Source organism: Nonomuraea sp. NPDC052116 (assembly GCF_040680035.1).
GTDB classification, from domain to species: domain Bacteria; phylum Actinomycetota; class Actinomycetes; order Streptosporangiales; family Streptosporangiaceae; genus Nonomuraea; species Nonomuraea angiospora_A.
In genome coordinates this window covers 14,953-32,759 of the sequence record NZ_JBFAWA010000071.1, presented here as the reverse complement: position 1 = coordinate 32,759, position 17,807 = coordinate 14,953, and the positions used below count along the sequence as shown (strand labels likewise).

Annotated in this window: 16 protein-coding genes and 1 pseudogene; 7 read left to right on the top strand and 10 right to left on the bottom strand. The window is 68.4% G+C overall.

Annotation, left to right across the window (positions count from 1 at the left end; genetic code table 11):
* Nucleotides 1-92: 92 nt before the first annotated feature.
* Nucleotides 93-776, bottom strand: coding sequence for a hypothetical protein (locus tag AB0L65_RS61300; RefSeq protein ID WP_364266757.1), 684 nt, complete (start codon nucleotides 774-776; stop codon nucleotides 93-95).
* Between the two features lie 262 nt (nucleotides 777-1,038).
* Here AB0L65_RS61300 and AB0L65_RS61295 point away from each other — a divergent pair, with 262 nt between their 5' ends.
* Nucleotides 1,039-1,551 (top strand): hypothetical protein, encoded by a 513-nt coding sequence (locus AB0L65_RS61295; protein WP_364266754.1) that lies wholly within the window; start codon nucleotides 1,039-1,041, stop codon nucleotides 1,549-1,551.
* 199 nt (nucleotides 1,552-1,750) lie between these two features.
* On the opposite strand, the gene AB0L65_RS61290 is transcribed toward AB0L65_RS61295, so the two are convergent.
* The 5 genes from AB0L65_RS61290 to AB0L65_RS61270 all read right to left on the bottom strand — a co-directional run bounded on the left by AB0L65_RS61290 (nucleotide 1,751) and on the right by AB0L65_RS61270 (nucleotide 7,498).
* Nucleotides 1,751-2,017, bottom strand: a complete 267-nt coding sequence (locus AB0L65_RS61290) for a hypothetical protein (protein ID WP_364266751.1) — start codon at nucleotides 2,015-2,017, stop codon at nucleotides 1,751-1,753.
* 856 nt (nucleotides 2,018-2,873) lie between these two features.
* Nucleotides 2,874-4,739: a WD40 repeat domain-containing protein gene (locus AB0L65_RS61285; protein WP_364266748.1), complete on the bottom strand. Its 1,866-nt coding sequence runs from the start codon at nucleotides 4,737-4,739 to the stop codon at nucleotides 2,874-2,876.
* Between the two features lie 822 nt (nucleotides 4,740-5,561).
* Complete coding sequence (locus AB0L65_RS61280) at nucleotides 5,562-6,500, bottom strand: alpha/beta hydrolase (protein ID WP_364266745.1); 939 nt, start codon at nucleotides 6,498-6,500, stop codon at nucleotides 5,562-5,564.
* A gap of 60 nt (nucleotides 6,501-6,560) precedes the next feature.
* On the bottom strand, nucleotides 6,561-7,043 hold the full coding sequence (locus AB0L65_RS61275; protein ID WP_364266742.1) for an RNA polymerase sigma factor: 483 nt from the start codon (nucleotides 7,041-7,043) through the stop codon (nucleotides 6,561-6,563).
* Nucleotides 7,040-7,498 carry a hypothetical protein gene (locus AB0L65_RS61270; RefSeq protein ID WP_364266739.1) on the bottom strand — a complete coding sequence of 153 codons (459 nt, stop codon included), beginning with the start codon at nucleotides 7,496-7,498 and terminating at the stop codon, nucleotides 7,040-7,042. The genes AB0L65_RS61275 and AB0L65_RS61270 overlap by 4 nt, the downstream gene beginning before the upstream one ends.
* Nucleotides 7,499-7,570: 72 nt before the next feature.
* Between AB0L65_RS61270 and AB0L65_RS61265 the strand changes: the two genes are divergently transcribed.
* The 5 genes and pseudogenes from AB0L65_RS61265 to AB0L65_RS61245 form a co-directional block, all read left to right on the top strand.
* Nucleotides 7,571-7,996 (top strand): hypothetical protein, encoded by a 426-nt coding sequence (locus tag AB0L65_RS61265; protein WP_364266736.1) that lies wholly within the window; start codon nucleotides 7,571-7,573, stop codon nucleotides 7,994-7,996.
* A gap of 172 nt (nucleotides 7,997-8,168) precedes the next feature.
* Nucleotides 8,169-8,702, top strand: a complete 534-nt coding sequence (locus AB0L65_RS61260) for an RNA polymerase sigma factor (RefSeq protein ID WP_364266733.1) — start codon at nucleotides 8,169-8,171, stop codon at nucleotides 8,700-8,702.
* Nucleotides 8,702-9,805, top strand: a complete 1,104-nt coding sequence (locus AB0L65_RS61255; protein WP_364266730.1) for a CU044_5270 family protein — start codon at nucleotides 8,702-8,704, stop codon at nucleotides 9,803-9,805. Before AB0L65_RS61260 ends, AB0L65_RS61255 begins: the two co-directional genes overlap by 1 nt.
* A gap of 105 nt (nucleotides 9,806-9,910) precedes the next feature.
* Nucleotides 9,911-10,534, top strand: coding sequence for a hypothetical protein (locus AB0L65_RS61250; protein WP_364266727.1), 624 nt, complete (start codon nucleotides 9,911-9,913; stop codon nucleotides 10,532-10,534).
* A gap of 43 nt (nucleotides 10,535-10,577) precedes the next feature.
* Nucleotides 10,578-12,044: pseudogene (locus tag AB0L65_RS61245) on the top strand (BTAD domain-containing putative transcriptional regulator); the annotation flags it as partial.
* A 1,686-nt stretch (nucleotides 12,045-13,730) separates the two neighbouring features.
* On the opposite strand, the gene AB0L65_RS61240 reads toward AB0L65_RS61245, so the two are convergent.
* Both AB0L65_RS61240 and AB0L65_RS61235 read right to left on the bottom strand, forming a co-directional pair.
* Nucleotides 13,731-14,567 (bottom strand): ABC transporter permease, encoded by an 837-nt coding sequence (locus AB0L65_RS61240; protein ID WP_364266724.1) that lies wholly within the window; start codon nucleotides 14,565-14,567, stop codon nucleotides 13,731-13,733.
* On the bottom strand, nucleotides 14,564-15,589 hold the full coding sequence (locus tag AB0L65_RS61235; RefSeq protein ID WP_364266721.1) for an ATP-binding cassette domain-containing protein: 1,026 nt from the start codon (nucleotides 15,587-15,589) through the stop codon (nucleotides 14,564-14,566). Before AB0L65_RS61235 ends, AB0L65_RS61240 begins: the two co-directional genes overlap by 4 nt.
* A 211-nt stretch (nucleotides 15,590-15,800) precedes the next feature.
* On the opposite strand from AB0L65_RS61235, the gene AB0L65_RS61230 reads away from it, so the two are divergent.
* Nucleotides 15,801-16,139 (top strand): MiAMP1 family antimicrobial peptide, encoded by a 339-nt coding sequence (locus tag AB0L65_RS61230; RefSeq protein WP_350742186.1) that lies wholly within the window; start codon nucleotides 15,801-15,803, stop codon nucleotides 16,137-16,139.
* Nucleotides 16,140-16,166: 27 nt separating this feature from the next.
* Here the strand turns inward: AB0L65_RS61230 and AB0L65_RS61225 are convergent, their stop codons facing one another.
* Both AB0L65_RS61225 and AB0L65_RS61220 read right to left on the bottom strand, forming a co-directional pair.
* Nucleotides 16,167-16,928 (bottom strand): class I SAM-dependent methyltransferase, encoded by a 762-nt coding sequence (locus AB0L65_RS61225; protein WP_364266718.1) that lies wholly within the window; start codon nucleotides 16,926-16,928, stop codon nucleotides 16,167-16,169.
* A 189-nt stretch (nucleotides 16,929-17,117) separates the two neighbouring features.
* Nucleotides 17,118-17,789, bottom strand: a complete 672-nt coding sequence (locus AB0L65_RS61220) for a DNA alkylation repair protein (protein WP_364266715.1) — start codon at nucleotides 17,787-17,789, stop codon at nucleotides 17,118-17,120.
* Nucleotides 17,790-17,807 lie beyond the last annotated feature (18 nt).

The following is a 17,807-nucleotide window of genomic DNA, read 5'->3' as shown; positions in this document are numbered from 1 at the left end:
GGGGCCTTAGACAAGTCCGATCATCCCAGCTCAAGGGCACTTTTCTTATGTGAACGATCAGGTCGGCTCAAATTCGCCGTGAAAGCCGCAGGCTAGGCCTTGAAGCCCCATCTCCTTGGGCGCTTCCGACCACTTGGCTTCCCGCCGGAAGTTGCCGCCTCGCAGGAACGCGCCGCGCTTGCCGAGGAACACGAAGGCGTCGTCCGCTCGGGAGTGTGCTCGTTGTCGGCGCCCTTGATCCGGCACGGGTTGCGGGCGATCAGCTTGTCCTCTTCGACGGCTGTCATCAGTACCGCCCGCAGCAGGCGATAGGCCTTGGCCGCCGTTGAGACCGACACGCCGTTGCCGAGAAGATCTGAACGCCAGGTGCGGATCATCTGGGCAGGAAGCTTGCTGACGGCGACCCCGCCGAGCGTCGGAACGACATGGCGTTCGAGCAGCCAGGTATACAGCTCCACCGTCTTCGGCCGCAGCCCCGGTCGTTCCTTGATCCATGCACGGGCGTAGTCGGCGAGCTGGATCTTGCCGCGATCCGGGTCTGTCCACTCTCCCGAGATCATCTGAGCCTCGATGAGCGTGAGCGTCCGGTCAGCATCCGTCTTGGTGCCGTACGTCGTTGCTCCGGCGTGCAACCGTCCGTCCGGTCCGGGGCAGCGGATCTGGAACCGGCCCGAGGGCAGCTTGCGGATGTTGCCGAAACGCCGATGGCCGTCCTTGTTCAAGCGGCGGCGCGGCGCGCCGCCGTACGCCCGCCGCGCCGTGCGTCCCAAACCCACCGCACAGGACCAGGCCGCGCCGTCGTCGGCCGAACCCGCTCAACGCTCGCCCTTCGGGTCCCTACGGCATTCCGCCGGCCACGCCGCTACCTCTTCATTGAGCGCGCTTCAAGCAGCCTCCGGCGGGGCCTCAGGCTCCGAGATGAACGCGACCAACAAGGGCATCGGGTGGCCTGAGGTGGGCCTGATCTCCCCGTCGCCGTTCGCATCCCCTAATCTGGCGTCGCTCAAGCACCGATGACCGCGAGGCCGGAGTCTCTCTATGGGCGTCCTGTACGACTACTATCGAGCCGCGAACCGCGAGGCAGCGACGGTGAGGCCAGACCTCGGACGCGCCGGAGTCCGTGTCCTGCCAGGCCAGCCCTCTTTCGACGGAGTGGACGCGAAGTTCATCGACCCAGGGGTGATTCTCGGCCAACTCATCGGGTTCATTCGAGGTGTCCCCTGGTCTGTTGATCTTGTCGAGATGGAGGAGATCTACCCCCCGCCAGAAGGCGCGCCCACGACGGAGGAAGAGTGGGACGCGATGCCGGAGGACTCTCCCTACCTAGACGGCCCGGGGATCGAGGAACTGTCGGCATCTGTACGAGACGCTCTCGCGAATGTGGATGACGAACGTCTGCCCGAACTCGCGCGGCAGTGGGCGGAAATCGAGGAGTTCAGCACTTGGAGCGCCGACAACGGGTATCTGCTGTCGCTCATCGAAGCATTCGTTGGTTTGGCACGGCGCGCCAAGGAAGAAGATCAGTTGCTCTACTGCTGGATATGCATGTGAGGCTTGTCGCGGAGCCGCGCCCGTTGCGTGCCCGATGGGACGGGAAACCGAGGGCCACGGCGGGGAGTCACGGGGCGCCTTCACCTGCGTTCCCGCACGTCAGCCAAGATCGTCGTAGCTATTTGCAAGCAAGGCGTCAGTAGCTTGGGTTGAAGCACGGTGGACATGCGTGACGTCCAGGTCGCCGCCGTTGGCCGCCTCAGATGGATTTCACCCAGGAGCGGGCCTTCCTCGCTGGCATTCCGAGTTCATGCTGAACGAGCTGGATTGCTTGTTCCTCGTACCCGCGGACCTTGAGCTGACGAACGCGCCCGGTGAGCTCCTCAGCTCTGAAACGGTCGGTGTATCGGAGTACGCGACGCTGTCTGAAGACCCGGATCACGCCCACCGCCCACAAGACGAGGATGCAGACGAACAGTCCGGGAACAACTAAGCCAATAACTTCATAGAGAGTAAGATCGGACACTAGATGATCATATGGTCCTCCCCGCCGCCTCGAAGGCCCCTAGGTTTGATCGCCATGGGTTGCAGTCTTGTACAGCTGCAAAGTACAGCTACAGCCTCAACCGTTCTCCACACGCTCACCCTGCTCCTGCGGGATAGGGACACGGCCCCCGCCCGGAGGTCGTCCCGTGCCAGCCGCATAGGCCCTTGTATCCCTCTGTGCCTGGGTTGTGATTCTTGCGTTCGTAGGGCTTCACCCAAATCACGACATCTGCCATGACTGCTGACGTTACGAGCGTTGGCAATGGAAGGGTAGAGATCGGCTGCAGTACAAAGCCGAGAACTGCCAGAAGGCCACCCGGCAGGGGTGGCCTTTCGTGATAGATCCTTTTACCTCTAGCGTTCTAGATGATCTCCTAGGCGCTTGAGTGCCTTACGTGTCTCTTCGGAGGACACTTCGCTGTAGATGTTCATGGTCACCGCGATCTGCGAGTGACGAAGGATCTGCATGGCCACGCGCTCACCCTGCCTGCGGGTTGAGACGCGGCCCGCCCAAGAACGCTCAGCGGATGTCCGCCACCGGTCATGGAAGGCGCGTTCGCCTCAAGCGAGTCTCCCCACGCGTAATGTCAGTCGCATGCCCTAGCGTTTCCACCTGCCAAAAGGCGGCCATCTCGCCATGGACCCCGGGACAGGAGCGCTTACGTGGGTGTCTTCTATGAGTACTACCGCGCTGCGGGACCGTGCTGCGGCGACCGTCCAACCTGAGCATTCCCGGGAGATCGCCGATGCCTCGCGTGGAGTTCCGGAGTTCGATGTGGTGGTGACCAAATGGATCGACCCCGGAGTGGTCCTGGGCCAGCTCGTCCATGCCACAGTCAGCTCGATCGGGTTGCGGTGAGTACGGCGATGTCACGGTCGAAGCAGACGACGATGTGGCCTTGTGGGGTGGCAGCGACGGCGTTGACCGAGTCGAGGAATTCGATGTCAGGGCTGATCCTGTCAAAGGTGGTGAGGCTCCATGCCGCTACCGTCCTGTGGCTGGCGGCGACTGCGATGGGGTGGCCGTCGATCGTGGTGGCGGCGAGTGCGACCACGGTTCCCATCGAAAGCTGGCCGATCTGCTGAGCGGTGGCGACGTCCCATACCTTCATCGCTGGGTCGCGCCAGTCGTCGTTCGTGGTGATGGCGATGGGTCGTCCGTCCACGATGGTGGCGGCCACGAGGCGTACCGGCTTGCCGTTGCTACCGGTCGTCTGGAGTCCGGTGTCGCGGTTTGCGGTGAGGTCGCGGACCCGGAAGCCGCCGCCCCACCGTCCGAGGAGGGCGACGGGCTGGTCGTCGAGCGTGGTGGTGGTGAGGTCTTGTACCCATCGATGGTCGCTCTTGCGGGGGTTGCCGGTCTCTTCGCCGGTGCGGAGATCCCATACCCGGATGGTCTTGTCGTCGCTGGCGGTGATGGCCCGGGGCAGGTCGTTCGTGTTGTCGGCCGCGACCGCGGTTATCGGGCGGCGGTGGGTGGTCAACGGTGCTCCGGCCGCTTTCCCCAGTGCGAGGTCCCAGAGGTGAACTTTGCTGTCCTTGCCTCCGGTGATCGCCACCGCGCGACCGTCCACTTGGGTCGCGGCCACGGCGGTGACGGCGCCGGTGTGGTCCGTGAGCGGCTGGCACACCTGGTCGCCGGTTTCCAGATCCCATACTCGTACGGTTTCGTCATCGCTGCCGGTGACCGCCACCGGTCGGCCGGCCACTGACGTGGTGGCCACCGCCGTGATCGCGGCGTCGTGGCGAACCGGCTTGTCGGCCGGTTGGCCGACGACCAGATCGGACACCCGGACCGACCCAGCGTCGCAACTCGACACCACCACCTGCCGGCCGTCCACCACTGCCGTCGCCACCGCATGCACCGTACGGCGATGCTGAGGGAACAGCTCCCCGACCAGCTCGGCCGTTTTCAGGTCCCACACCTGGATGGTCGGCTCATTGGAGTTGCAGGTGATCGCCACCAGTCGGCCGTGTACGACCGTGGTCGTCACGGCCTCCAAGTCCGCAGATCGGGGAAGGTCACCGACCGGCAGTCCGGTGGCCAGGTCCGACACGCGTGTGGTCGTCTGGTAGCCACCGGAGACGACCACCAGATGGCCGGCAGTCAGCTCCGCGACCGCAACCGCGCTCACGTACCCACTGTGGCCGGTGAACGGGCTGCCCACCGGATCACCGGTATCCAGGTCCCATACCCGGACCGTTCGGTCGCCGCCCGTGACAGCCACCCAGCGGCCGTCCAGCATCGCGGTCGCCACGGCGTACACCGGGCCGGTGTGGCCGCGGATCGGTGCCATCACCTCCTGCCGCGTTTCCAGGTCCCACACCCGTACCGTCTTGTCGTAGCAACCGGTGACCACCACCTGGCGGCCATGGCGTTCCGCGATCGCGAGGGCCTGCACGCTGTCAGCCTGAAGGTGGAACGGCTCGCCCACCGGCCTACCGGACGCGAGTTCCCACACCCGTACGGTGTCGTCGTCCCCACCGCTGACCACAACGGGGCGACCGTCCAGAACGGACATCGCCAGCGCCCGCACCGCGTTCGTGTGACCGGTCCATGGGGCGCCGACCAGCTCGCCGGTTGACAGATCCCAAACCCGTACGGTGTCGTCGCCGCCCCCGGTGACCGCCACGACACGGCCGTCGAAGACCGCGGTCGTCACCGCCGCCACCCAATTGGTGTGGCCGTCGGTGGTGCCCACCGGCGGGCATGACTTCACGCCCTTCGGCAGCAGACTGGTCCAAGTTGGCTGCACACGCCAGGCAGCAGGACGAATAACCGGTACCTCATGGCGGGACGGAGACGACATGCCGCGCATATTAGTTGCCGACGCCGGGACGCGTCTCAAGAAACCTGGGGCGGCCGTCTTCCCGGGTGGCGGCGTGTGGCCGGAGTTGGCGGGGCCCACATGGACAATGTGGGACGGTCCTTCCTGGGCTGCTAATACGGTTTGGTGAGTGGTATGTACGGCATTGATACGCCCCTCACGGTCGCCTGTACGTGGCCTGGGGCGATCGATGGTCCATGGCTTTGCTCCTCAGCCTCCGCCCGCTGGGCAGTGTCGGGCCCGGGGCCGTGGGAGGAGGCGCATTTTGGCCTGATCGCCGTGCCATTAGCGTGCTATTAAGGGCGGTCACTTGCGGGGACCCGTTCGAGCGCATCGAGGGCTATATTCTTCAAGATCAAATCGGTTGCAAGCAGGAAGTCAGGAGTTCGAATCTCCTAGCTCTACTCGTACGAAAGACCAGGTCAACGGCCTAGTCTTTGGGGTCGTGCCCGTTATGTGCCCGACGGGTTCTTGGGTGAGCGCGCCGCGGGCGAGGGCGTCAAGCCCGTGGGCTGCGGCACGAGACCCCGACGTCCCTCCGTGTCTCGACTTCCCGCGCGTTCCGGTCAGTCGTGCAGTTCCTCCGATGACACCGTCTCATCGGCCGGCGGCGCGTGGCGTGCTGGTGGAGCACGCCCCAAACGGGCCTTGAGGTCCGTCGGACCGGGCCGCGGGCGTGTTCCCGTGTGCCGGAGATCAGGGAGATGCGGGCCCTGAAGCCAGGTAGTCCGCCATCAGCCGTACGACCTCCTCGGGACAATCGGTGGTCAGCGCGTGGCCGCAGCCGTCGAGTTCGCGCACCTGCACGCCAGGCATCCGGCGAGCGTACTCCCGGGCCTGCCACACCGGGTTGACGGTGTCCTGGCGGCCCCAGATCACCAAGGTGGGAGTGGCGGTGGACCGCATGGCGGCCAGGGTTTCGCGCCAGTCCAGGCCGCGTTCGAGCAGGACCTGGCTCTCCAGGTTGTCGGGGAAGGTGCCGGGTGCCCAGAACGCGTCGACGTCCTGCTCCAGGATCCTGCTCCGGTTGACGTGGATGCGGTCGAGCGCGGCGCGGGAGCTGGACCTGTCGGCGTAGTACCAGTTGTTCCACAGCTCCCCGATGACCGGGTACTTCATGAGTTCGTACACCCAGGTATCGCGAGTGGCGGCGCCGGAGGGGGACAGCAGGAGCAGGCGGCTGACGCGGTCGGGGTGGCGCTGGGCGTAGGTCAGCGCCCAGCCGCCGCTCCACGACAGCCCACCGAGTGCGGGACGCTCGATGCGCGCCGCGTTCAGGAACATGTTGATCGCCGTGGTCATCCCCCTCAGGTCCCAGGTGAAGTCGCGGTCCTTCAGCCGGGTGAATCCCTGACCGGGGAGGTCCACGACGTAGACCGTGTGGTCGCGGGCGAGCTCCGGCACCTGACGGCGCCAGCCGTACGTCCATGAGGCCCCGGGCGACAGCAGTACGACGGGGGTGCCGGAGCCCTCCTTGACGTAGTGGAAGCGGGCGAGTGGGGTGTCGAGGAACCGCGCGTTCGCCGGCGGCCGGTAGGCGGCCACGGCTGGGCGGTAGCCGTACGCGCCATAAAGGGCGGCGCCGACGGCAAGGGTGAGGATCAGGCTCAGGACCGCGAGCGTGCGAGGTCTCATGGATGCTCTCCGTTCTGTGGGATTCCACCAGAAGGAGGCGAGCGAGCCTCGGGAGGTTCCTCACGACTGCCACGCTTTGCGGAAGCTCCGGCGGGCGCGGTGCAGGCGCGATTTGACCGTCCCCTCCGGTACGCGCAGGAGCCGTGCCGCCTCCTCCTCCGGCAACCCCTCCAGGTCACGCAGGACCAGCACCGCCCGATGCTCGGGTGGCAGGCGCTCGAGCACGTCGCGGATGTCCACCGCGCTCTCGACGTCCTGCCTCGACGGGAGTTCGGCGAGCTCCACCGCGTGGTGCCGCCGTTTCGCGATCCTGACTGCTTCCCGTACGGCTATCGCCCGGGCCCAGCCGTGGAGCGCCTGCGGATCGCGCAGGCTCCCCAGGTTCCGGAAGATCGCGATCAGCGACTCCTGGACGGCGTCGGACCCGTTGTCGAGCGCGATGGGCCCGCAGATCCGGCCGAGGTAGGGCGTCAGCTCGCTCAGCAGGTCGTTCATGGCCATCGTGTCGCCGCCCTGCGCGGCGCGTACCAGGTCGGCGCTCATCGACGCACGACCCTCGCCTCGAGCCTGGCCAGCGCCTTCTCTCCCGCGGCCCGCACGCCCAGGGGCACCAGCGCCGCCCGGCCGGGGACGCGGACTCCTCCCGTCTGGGCGACCAGGGTTCCTCCCGGTACGGCTGCCGCCGCGACGCCGACGATCAGGAACCTGCTCTGCATCCAGCACCAGCCGGGCCGCAGCTCGACGTCGAACCTCGCACGCATGCCGTACCTGCTTCGCGCCTTGGCCACCAGGCGCTCGCTCCCGTGCCCGGACACGATGGTCAGGCGGCGCATGTCCGGCTCGAAGGTGCCGAACTCCTCTTCCAGGGCACTCACCACGGACCAGACGTCCTCGAACGGGGCGGGGATGACGCGTTCCGCCATGTACGCCCCGGGGATGGCGGAGGCGAGCACCCGCAGCCTCCGCACCGGGTCCAGATCAGCAACAGGCCAAGTCATATCCATCCAGAGGCGTCGACCGTGGAGAAGGTTCCATGGAACCACCGGCGATTTCCGCGCCTCCTGCCGGGCATGAGAATCTCACTCCCAGCGGCCTTCGTCGCCGCCGTCCTGCTGCTCGACGCGTTCCTTCACCTTTCCTGGCTGGTACGGCCGGCGGCGGACCCGCGAGCGCTCTCCCTGGCGTTGCTCAACTTCGACACGCCCTTCACGGTGCGTAGCCTCGTACCCCTGATCGTCGTGCTCACCGTCGCCGCCCTCTCGGTGGTCGCCGTCTCCCGCGGGCGGGGCGGTCGGCTCGCCAAGGCGGTCGCTCTCGCTCTGGGCGGCGGGCTGCTCGCGCGTGCGGAACTCGGCCTCGCCTGGGCCTTCGGGCTGGGCACGGACACCGGCACCCCGTTCTACTGGCTCAACCTGCTGCTCTACACCCCGTTGTGCGTGGCACTGGCGTTCGCGACCGGTGCCGTGCTGATGCGGGCCTTCTCCCCGGGGGTCTGAGCCGGGACAGTGTTGCCGGTAGGTGTGCTTCGTAGCCGGCGTGATGGACCGTGAAGAGGAATGGGGGGTTCGCCGAACTAGGGGTGTTCCGAGGTAATCGCCTGAAAGGCCGGCATGCATGACAGCTCCCCTCCAAGATTCGGCACCTCCCAGCGAGGGCACCGACGCGCAGGTGATCGAGGCGTCGTGGCGTCACCCTGATCGCTTCGGCGCCGTCTTCGATCGCTATTTCGCATCCATCCACCGCTATGTTCACCTGCGCCTGGGTGAGTCGGCCGCGGATGACCTCGCGGCGGAAACCTTTCTGCGCGCCTTTCGTAGCCGGGACCGTTTCGACCTCACCTGCCCCAGCGCCCGGCCCTGGCTGTACGGCATCGCCTCCAACCTGGTCGCCGAGCACCGTCGCGGTGAGGCGCGCAGGTATCGGGCGCTGGCCAGGAGCGCCGATGCCACGGAGATCGCCAGTCACGACGAGCGCGTGGTGCAGCGGGTCTCCGCCGCGGTCATGCAACCGCGGCTGGCCGCCGGTCTAGCCCGGCTCTCGTCCGGGGACAGGGACGTCCTGCTGCTGGTCGCCTGCGCTCAACTCAGCTACGAGGAGGTGGCCGAGGCTCTCGGCATACCTCAGGGAACGGTGGGATCACGTCTCAACCGCGCCCGCAAGAAACTCCGCAAGATCATCGGTTCCGCCGGGGAGGCACTGTGATGAACGAACTCGAAGCGATCAAGGCCCACCGCGACAGCCTGCCCGGGCCCGCGCCCGAGGTGACCGCGCGCGCATGGGTGCTGGTGGCCGAAGAGATCGAGGCTGAGCGGACCGGGAGCGGCCACCGTCAGCCGGCGCGGCCACGTCGGCGGTCTCTTCGCGGATTCCCGGCCGGCTGGTGGGCGACGAGGGCCGGCGTGGCCGTGGGGCTCGCGGCGGCGGTGACCGCGGGACTGGTCGTGGTGCGTGGCGATCACGAGTCCGCCCCGTTCGGGACCCCTCCGGCCAGCGCCGCCGAGTTGCTGAGGCATGCGGCCTCGGTCGCGGCCCGGGAGGACATACGGCCCGGGCCTGGGCAGTTCGTCTACGTCGACCAGAAGAACGTCACGTTCGCCAGCGGTTCCGAGGGCGAGTACACCCAGGACCTGCGCCGAGAGGTATGGATGCCCGCCGGGGATCCCGGCAGGGCCCTGACGCGCTCGACGTACGGGCAGACACACGCCACCAGCGGGCGCCCTGAGCACGTGCAATCCCCCGGAACGGTGGAGTATCAGCGCGCGGGGCAGTGCCCCGAGCACTCCCTGAGCCTGCCGTTCCAGGCCGCCGATCTTCCCGCCGATCCTGATCGGGTTCTGGCGAAGATCCGCCAGGGAGCGGAGACGTTCGTCCGGTCGGACCAGCGCAGACGAGGAGAGACGGACCTCGGCCAGGACGAGATCGACATGCGGGTCGAGAAGGTCGTCGCGAGCTCGTTGCTCGGGCTGGCGCAGGACCCGCTCACCTCGTCCCGGACCAGGGCCACGGTCTTCGGCGCGCTGTCGAAGCTGCCGACCGTGACCATCGTCCAGGACCTCACCGACCCCGCGGGACGACACGGGGTGGGCGCCTCGCTCAAGCTTGAGAACCCCTACGGCTGGGAGCGTGGGGAGCTCATCTTCGAGCCGGCCACCTACCGGTTCCTCGGCTACCGGAGCTGGATCGGGCGGCAGGAGGGCGGACAGGTCAGGGAGACTCCGGGCGCCAGTACGGCGGTGATGACCGTGAAGGTCGTCAACTCCATGCCGGAGGTTCCGAAGGATGCTGGCAAGCCGATGTTCTGCTGACGGTGTTTTGGGGCAGAAGGTAATGAAGTACAGCACAATTGACGCATGGGACACCCTCGGCAACCCGGTCCGCGGGAGTACCCCGGTGTCGTTTCTGCTCTGGTCGTGATCCTGGCAGTGCTTCTGCCGGGCGGCTTCACGTTCAGCGTGTACAAGTACCTCAAGGCCCCCGACCCGAGCACCGCCGCGGCCTCGCCGACCACGGATCCCACACTCGAGCCCAAGGAGCCGAGCCCCGGCGAGAACGAGCGCCGCCCGGACTCTCCGATCGACGCCGGCGCGTACGGCGATTGGAACTTCCGTCTGGGCGGCGTCACGTTCAGGGCCGAGAAGGTGGGCGGCTGGACGTACGACTCCTGCGCGCCGGTGGACCGGACCGGCGTGCTGGCCAGGAACAAGTGCGAGCGCGCCGTTCAACTGGCATATAAGGCCTACCGAGGGCATCTCACGGCGATCCAGGTCATCATGTCCTTCCCCACCGTGAAGGCGGCCAAGGCCACGGCCGTCCACCTGGCGGGCTCCTCCCGGGCGGTGAAGTGGCGCCGGGACAAGCTGCTCGACACGTACGTCTACGGCAAGCAGCGGGTGGCCGTGACCAAGAGGTACGTCGTCCTCACGATCGTCACCGCCGACAGGACGGCCCAGGCGAAGGCCACGCGGTTCCACCACTACCTGCACACGGATCGTTCGAACAGCTTCCTCTTCCGCGACTCGACCGCTTCAGACTGAGCGGTCACGCCGCTCACGTCCGACTCGTCCGTAAGCTGAGGGTGTGTCCCCCGCTCTGGTCCTGCTCGACGGCGTCCGCTGGCAAGGTGTGCCCGTGGTCGGCGATCGTGCGCAGACCCTGCTGTCCGTGCTCGCCCTGCACGGGCGTGCAGGGGTCAGTGACGAGCGCCTGGTCGAGGAGCTGTGGCCCGATGAGGCGCCGGCCAATCCGACGAAAGCGCTGCAAGTGGTCGTCTCGCGGACCAGGGCGGCGACCGGTGCCGATGTCGTGGTGCGGATCCCGCGTGGTTACCGGCTCGGACTGGCCGCCGATCGGGTGGACGCGCTGCTGGTCGGCGCGCTGGTGAAGGAGGCGCGGGCCGCACTGGGCGAGGACGACGTGGCGCTCGCGCGCCGCCGCGCCGAGGAGGCCATGGCTCTCGTGGCCGGCGGCTCGGACGGTGCCATGGGCGCGCTCGCCGAGCTGAGGGGCATGGCAGCGAAGTGGGTGGCCGAGGCCCGGCGGGTGGCGGCGATCGCGCGGGGCCGGAGCGGCGCTCACGAGGCCGCGCTGCCGCTGCTGGAGGAGGCCGCGGCCGACGGGCCGCACGACGAGGAGCTGCTGGCCTGCCTGCTGCGGAGCGAGGCCGCCGTACGAGGTGCCGCCGCCGCTCTGGAGCGCTACGAACGGTATCGCGCGGGCCTGGTGGCGCGGCTCGGCACCGAACCGGGGCCCGAGCTCGCCCGCGTGTACGCCGAACTCCTCGTCGCGGACCGGCCGGTGCGCGCGGGCATCCTGTTCGACGGCTCCTCGTTGCTCGGCCGCGATGACGACATCCGTGCGGTGCACGCCCTGTTGCGGACCAACCGGGTGGTCTCCGTCATCGGCCCTGGCGGGCTGGGCAAGACGCGGCTGGCCCATGTCGTCGGCAGAGACGTCGCGCAGCCCGTCGCTCACTTCGTCGAGCTCGTCGGCGTGTCCTCGCCCGAGGGCGTGGTGGGCGAGGTGGGCTCGGCACTCGGGGTTCGGGATTCGGTCAGCGGGCGTCGTGTCCTGACCGCCGAGCAGCGCTCGGACGTTCGCGCCCGGATCGCCCAGCATCTCGATCAGGCTCCGGCGCTGCTGATCCTGGACAACTGCGAGCACGTGATCGAGGCCGTCGCCGACCTGGTGGCGTTCCTGACCGTGACGACCCGCGACCTGCGGGTGCTCACGACCTCGCGCGCCCCTCTGTCGATCCCCGCCGAACGTGTCTACCCGCTCGGCGAGCTGCCCACGGGCGACGCGGTGGAGTTGTTCCGCCAGCGCGCCACGGCCGCTCGCCCGGGTGTGCGGATCGACGAGGGAGTGGTCGAGGAGATCGTCGCCCGCCTTGACGGGCTGCCGCTCGCGATCGAGCTGGCGGCGGCCAAGGTACGGGCGATGTCGGTGGAGGAGATCGCGCGGCGCCTGGCGGACCGGTTCGCCCTGCTGCGCGGCGGGAACCGTACGGCCCCCGACCGGCACCAGACGCTGCTCGCGGTCATCGAGTGGTCGTGGAATCTGCTGGACGAGCCGGAACGGCTGGCGCTGCGGTGGATGTCGCTGTTCGGCGACGGTTTCACGCTGGCCGCGGCCGAGCACGTACTGGGCTCGGACGCCCTGTACGTGGTGAACGCGCTGACCGAGCAGTCGATGCTGAGCGTCCGCGAGACGACGTACGGCCTGCGCTACCGGATGCTGGAGACCGTCAGGGAGTTCGGGCGGATGCGGCTGAAGGAGGCCGGCGAAGAGGCGTCCGCTCGGGCGGCGCAGCGGGCCTGGGCGACGGCGTACGCCCTCGAACACGGCTCCAAGCTGTTCGGCCCGGCGCAGTTCGCGGCGGCCGACGCGTTGCACGCGGAAGAGAGCAACTTCGCCGATCTGCTCCGGCAGGCTCTCGTCGAGCCCGATCCCGTCACGATGGTCCAGTTGCTGGCCGGCGTCGGCGCGCTGTGGTCGATCCGCGGCGACCACTCCCGGATTCTCGTTCACCGCGACGCGATCGCCCAGGTGGTCAGCGGCTGGCTGCCGCCGCCGCATCTCTCCGAGGTGGCCAGGGCCGCCATGCTGATCACGCTCATGAACAGTCTGAACTTCACCGACCGCGGCAGCGGTCCGATGCGCGACCTTCTCCGTACGCTGCCGGCCAGTGACGCGACGGATCCCCGAATCGCGGCGATGGCCACGGTGCTGCTCGCGTGCGACGCGGACGACGGCGCCGACGTGCGCCGTCGGCTGGAGGAGTTGTCCCGGAGCACCGACCGCTACGTGGTCTGGGCGGCGACGCAGATGAACGCCCAGGTCCTGGAGAACACGGGAGACGTCACCGGGGCGATCGAGGCCGCCGAGCTCACCCTGACGATGGTCCGCGAGGACGAGGGGCCGTGGTTCGCCGCGATCATGCACGCCATGCTGGCCCACCTGGTCATGCAACGCGGCGACCGACGGCGGGCGGTCGGACACGCGCGTACCGCCATCCCGGTGCTGAGCCGGATCGGTGCCGCCGACGACGAGGTCCAGCTCCGCGCGCTGCTGCTGATCTCCGCTCTCGCCGACGGCGACCTCGACGCCGCGGAGGCCGAACTCGCCGGGATCATCCGGATCAACGACAACGAGACCGTGCTCGGCGGGGTGGCGATGGCCTCGCTGTGCGCGGCCGAGCTCGCCCTCGCCCGCGGCAGGACGGCCGCCGCGCTCGCGGAATACCGCCTGGCCGTCCAGCGGGCGCACGACCTGCGTCTGCCCGGGGTGTTGCACACGGAGATCGCGCCGTGGACGATCATGGCGGTGTCGGTCACTCTGACGGCGTACGCGTACCACGCGCCGCCGGAAGACGCCTGGTACGGCGAGGAGCTGTTCTCCACCCTCCGGCGCTACGACCTGCTGGCCGCGGACAACCCGATTCTCGACTATCCGCTGTGTGGCTCGATGCTCTTCGCGCTCGGCGCGTGGGGGGTGCTGCGCGGAGCCATGGCCCCGCGCGACGCGATCGGGTTGCTGGTGCTGGCCGAACGGTTCGCGTACAACACCAGCATGCCCAGCATGGCCTTCGAGCGGATCGAACCGTACGCGGAGCGGGCCGCGCCCGGGATGATCGCCGCCATGCGGGCCGAGTACGGCGATCGGCGCGGGTCCGACCTGCTCGACGAGGCACGCGGTCTCGTCGAGCGGGTCTCCGGCCGTGACGGGCGCACGTCACATGTGCCGCTTGTAGCTGCGTACCGACAGCGGCGCGAAGATCGCGATGACGATCAGGCACGCCAGCAGCGTCCAGGCCACCTCTCCGCTGACGAGGCCGCTGTTGGCGAGGTCGCGGGTGGCCGTGACCAGGTGTGAGACCGGGTTGAACCGGACGAACGCGGCCAGCCAGCCCGGCAGGGTCTCGACGGGGACGAACGCGTTCGACAGGAACGTCAGCGGGAACAGGATCATCATGGAGATGCCCTGCACCGCCTGGGCGCTGCGGGCTATGGTGCCGACCCAGGTGAAGACCCACGCCAGCGACCAGCCCGTGAAGATCGCCAGCAGGATCGCGGCGAGCACGCCGCCCGCTCCACCACCCGGGCGGTAGCCCATCACCAGGCCCATGCCGAAGGTCAGAGTGGCCGCGATCGCGTAGCGCACCAGGTCGGCCACCATGGGGCCGGCGAGCGGCGCGATCCGGGCGATCGGCAACGACTTGAACCGGTCGAAGACGCCCTTCTCCATGTCCTCGCGCAGTTGCGTGCCCGTGGCCATGCACGTCGTCAGCACGGTCTGGGCGAGGATGCCGGGGATCATCAGAGGGAGGTAGCTCTCCACGTCACCGGCGATGGCGCCGCCGAAGATGAAGGCGAACATCGCGGTGAACAGGATGGGCTGCAGCGTCACGTCGAAGAACTGCTCCGGGTTGCGGCGCATCTTCTTGAGGGCCCGCCAGGCCATCGTCAGGGTCTGGCCGATCGTCTCCCCCATGGAGACGCGCCGCCGGGCGGCCGCCACACGGTCGGCGGCCCGTACCGCCTCGCGGGCGGGTGCGATCATGGTGCTCATCGGTTCTCCTTCGTGCCGGCCCCATCGGACCCATTCGTCTCGTGACCGGTGAGGGCGAGGAACACCTCGTCCAGGCTGGGCTTGGCCACGCTCACCGAGGAGATCGACACCCCGGCGGTGCGCAGCGCGATCAGTACGTCCGCGGCCAGGTCGGCCTGGTCGAGAGCGACGTTGAGGCGGCCCTGCTCCGGGCTGAGTACCGGGTCCTCGCCGAGGACGCGCCGTACGACCTCCACAGCCGCGGGTACCTCGCCCGGGTCGGCGAGCAGCAGCTGGAGTGTGGAGTTGCCGACCTCGGTCTTCAGCTCGTCGGGCGTGCCCTCGGCGACTTTGCGGCCATGGTCGATGACGGCGACACGATCGGCGAGCTGATCGGCCTCGTCCAGATATTGCGTGGTCAGCAGCACCGTGCAGCCGTCGGCGACCAGACCGCGGATGGTGTCCCACATCTGGCCGCGGGTGCGCGGATCGAGACCGGTGGTCGGCTCGTCGAGGAAGATCAGCGGTGGCCTGGTGATCAGGCTGGCCGCCAGGTCGAGGCGCCGGCGCATGCCTCCGGAGAAGTGCGAGATCGCCTTGTCGGCGGCCTCTTCCAGGCCGAACTGGCCCAGCAGTTCGGTGGCGATGCGCCGGGCGCGCGGCGCGGCGATGCCCTGCAGGCGGCCGAAGAGCCAGAGGTTCTCGCGGGCCGTCAGGTTCTCGTCGACCGACGCGTACTGTCCGGTGACGCCGACCAGCTGGCGGATCATGTGCGGGTTGCCGGCTACGTCGACCCCGAAGATCTCGGCGCGGCCCGCGTCGATCGTCAGCAGGGTGGCCAGCATCCGTATCGTGGTGGTCTTGCCGGCGCCGTTCGGGCCGAGGACCCCGAAGATCTCACCGGGGCGTACCTCCAGGTCGATCCCGTCGACGGCGCGGTGCTCGCCGAACGTCTTCACCAGCCCTTGCGCGCGTACGGCCAGATCGGCGCCCCCGTCGAGGGCGGGGCGGCCCTCGGTACGTCCGAGTTCTGTGATGCTCATGGCTTCACTTTCGGCGGTGCCGGTTTCACGGCGCCCTCGACCGGGTTTCACCGGTCGCCGCGAGCGAACCGGACCCTGCCGACCGGGGACGTCCACTCCTGATCGTTGCCGTTGTCATGTGTGGTGTAAGTGGGGCGCAAGTGACGATCAAGGGTTGATCCATATGTTCCTCTCGTCAGGACACAAGCCACGACGCACCCGGAGAATCGACGTGAAGAGCATCAAGAGAATCGCCCTTGTCTGCGCCGTCTCTGCCTCCCTGGTCGCAATCATGGGCGGTGCCGCCAACGCCTCGACGGCCGAGGACGCCGGCTCGACGTACGTGGCCTACGAGGGGCCGGGCTTCACCGGCCAGACTCAGGTCATCGACAAGTGCGGCGTGACCAACCTCCGCTACCGCGGGTCGTACAAGTGGTACGGCTCCGGCCAGGCCGGCCGGATGCACAACCAGATCAACACCAGAGGGCCGGTGCACTTCACGCTGCCCGCCATGGGCAACGCGAAGCAGGGGACGGGCGTGGGTTGGAAGAGCATCTTCGTGGAGTGCTGACGCCCACAGCCGCAGGCGCCGTCGGCACTACTGGGAGCGTTCGAGCGTGAGGAGCGGCTCGGAGAACACGGGCGCCGGTGCGTCGGGATCTGCGGCGACGGCCTGCTCCAGGCGGCGGAAGCCGGCCTCCAGCTCGTCGGGACTGAGCTGGGCGAAGAACGAGAGGGTGCGCAGGCGCAACCGTTCGAGCATGTCAGCGCGGGTGCCGACGGACGGCTCGGTGACCGTGCCGAAGCCGGCTACGCGCCAGCCCGCCGACGTGAACATCGCGATGACCTCGTGCAGCGGCTGAAACAGCGAGGCGTCCGCCTCGAAGCCGCGGGGGAAGTGCTCCAGCCACCACGGCCTGGGATGGTGGTCGCAGAAATTCGCGCGCAGCAGTAGCCGCCCAGTGGGCTTGAGCACCCTGGCCAGCTCTCGGACCGCCCGCGGCTTGTCCTGGACGTGGTGCCAGGACAGGAACATGAGAGCGTAGTCGGCGCTGCCGGACGGCACCGGTATGTCCTCGGCGGAGCCTGCCAGATACCGCACCCCGGGATGCCGGGACTGCGCCTGCGCCACTTCCCGCATGCGGACCGACGGCTCGACGCCGGTCACCGGCCCGAATGTGCGCGCCAGCGCGGGGGTGTACCTGCCGGTCCCTGAGCCGACGTCCAGCCCCGTCAGTGGGCGCCGCTCGGGCAGCACCGCTTCGAAGGCGCTGATCCAGGTCCGCAGCTGCTGCTCGGAGAGCGCACGGCCACGTGCGTAGTCCTGGTACTGCTCCGTGTCGTAGTCGATCCGCCTCATCGCAGCTCCCGCGTCAGCCGGGCTATCGGCGAACCGTCAGCCCGATATATCGACTTGATACATCGGCACGATACGTAGTGTCGCGTCATGCCGCAAGAGGGCATGGGGAGACGCACCGGGCGGAGGCGGCGCGGCGGGTGGCGCCGTTCTGCACGGCAGAAAGACACACGCCGGAGAGTGCGGACCTTCCTACTGATCGTCCTGCCGGCGCACCATCTCGGTGATCCAGGTGGGCGCGAACGGAGACGTGCAGCCCGGGGAGGTCGGGTAGTCCTTGAGCACCTCCAGGCGCTCACCGATGTCGATCGCACGGGCGCGGTGCTCGGCGTGCTCGATCCCGATCTGGGCCAGGCAGTGGTTCATCGCCCACTGCAGGCGATCCGGGGCGTCCTTCATCTCCGCCTCGATGACGTCGAGCAGCCCTGAGAGGTCGAAGACCTCGGGCTTCTTCGCCACGCGTTCGGTGGTCAGCGCCCAGCCGGCGCTCGCGACCGCTGGATCCGGATCGGCGGACCAGGCCAGGCGCAGCTCTTCGGCGTGCGGGTTCTTCTTCACCACGTAGTTCACGAGCCAGTCGTGCACCTTGGGTGCGCGGGCCTCGCGCACCATGACGTCCAGCTCGTCACACTCGAACGCCTTCGGCCGGCAGATCAGGATCGCCAGCAGTCTCGCCGCGGTGTCATCCGTCTTCCAGAGCCGGCCCGCGAGTTCCTGCTGCGTCTTCAGCCGCTTCGCGAGCGCGCGCAGCTTGCCGAGGTTCACACCGTGATCGTCACCGTGTCTCTCGTTCACCGCGCGTGCCTTCGGGTCCTCGAGTTCGGCCAGCTCGGCCATCACCTCGGCCACCGTCGTCTCGGCCACCTCAGCCTCCTGTCCGTT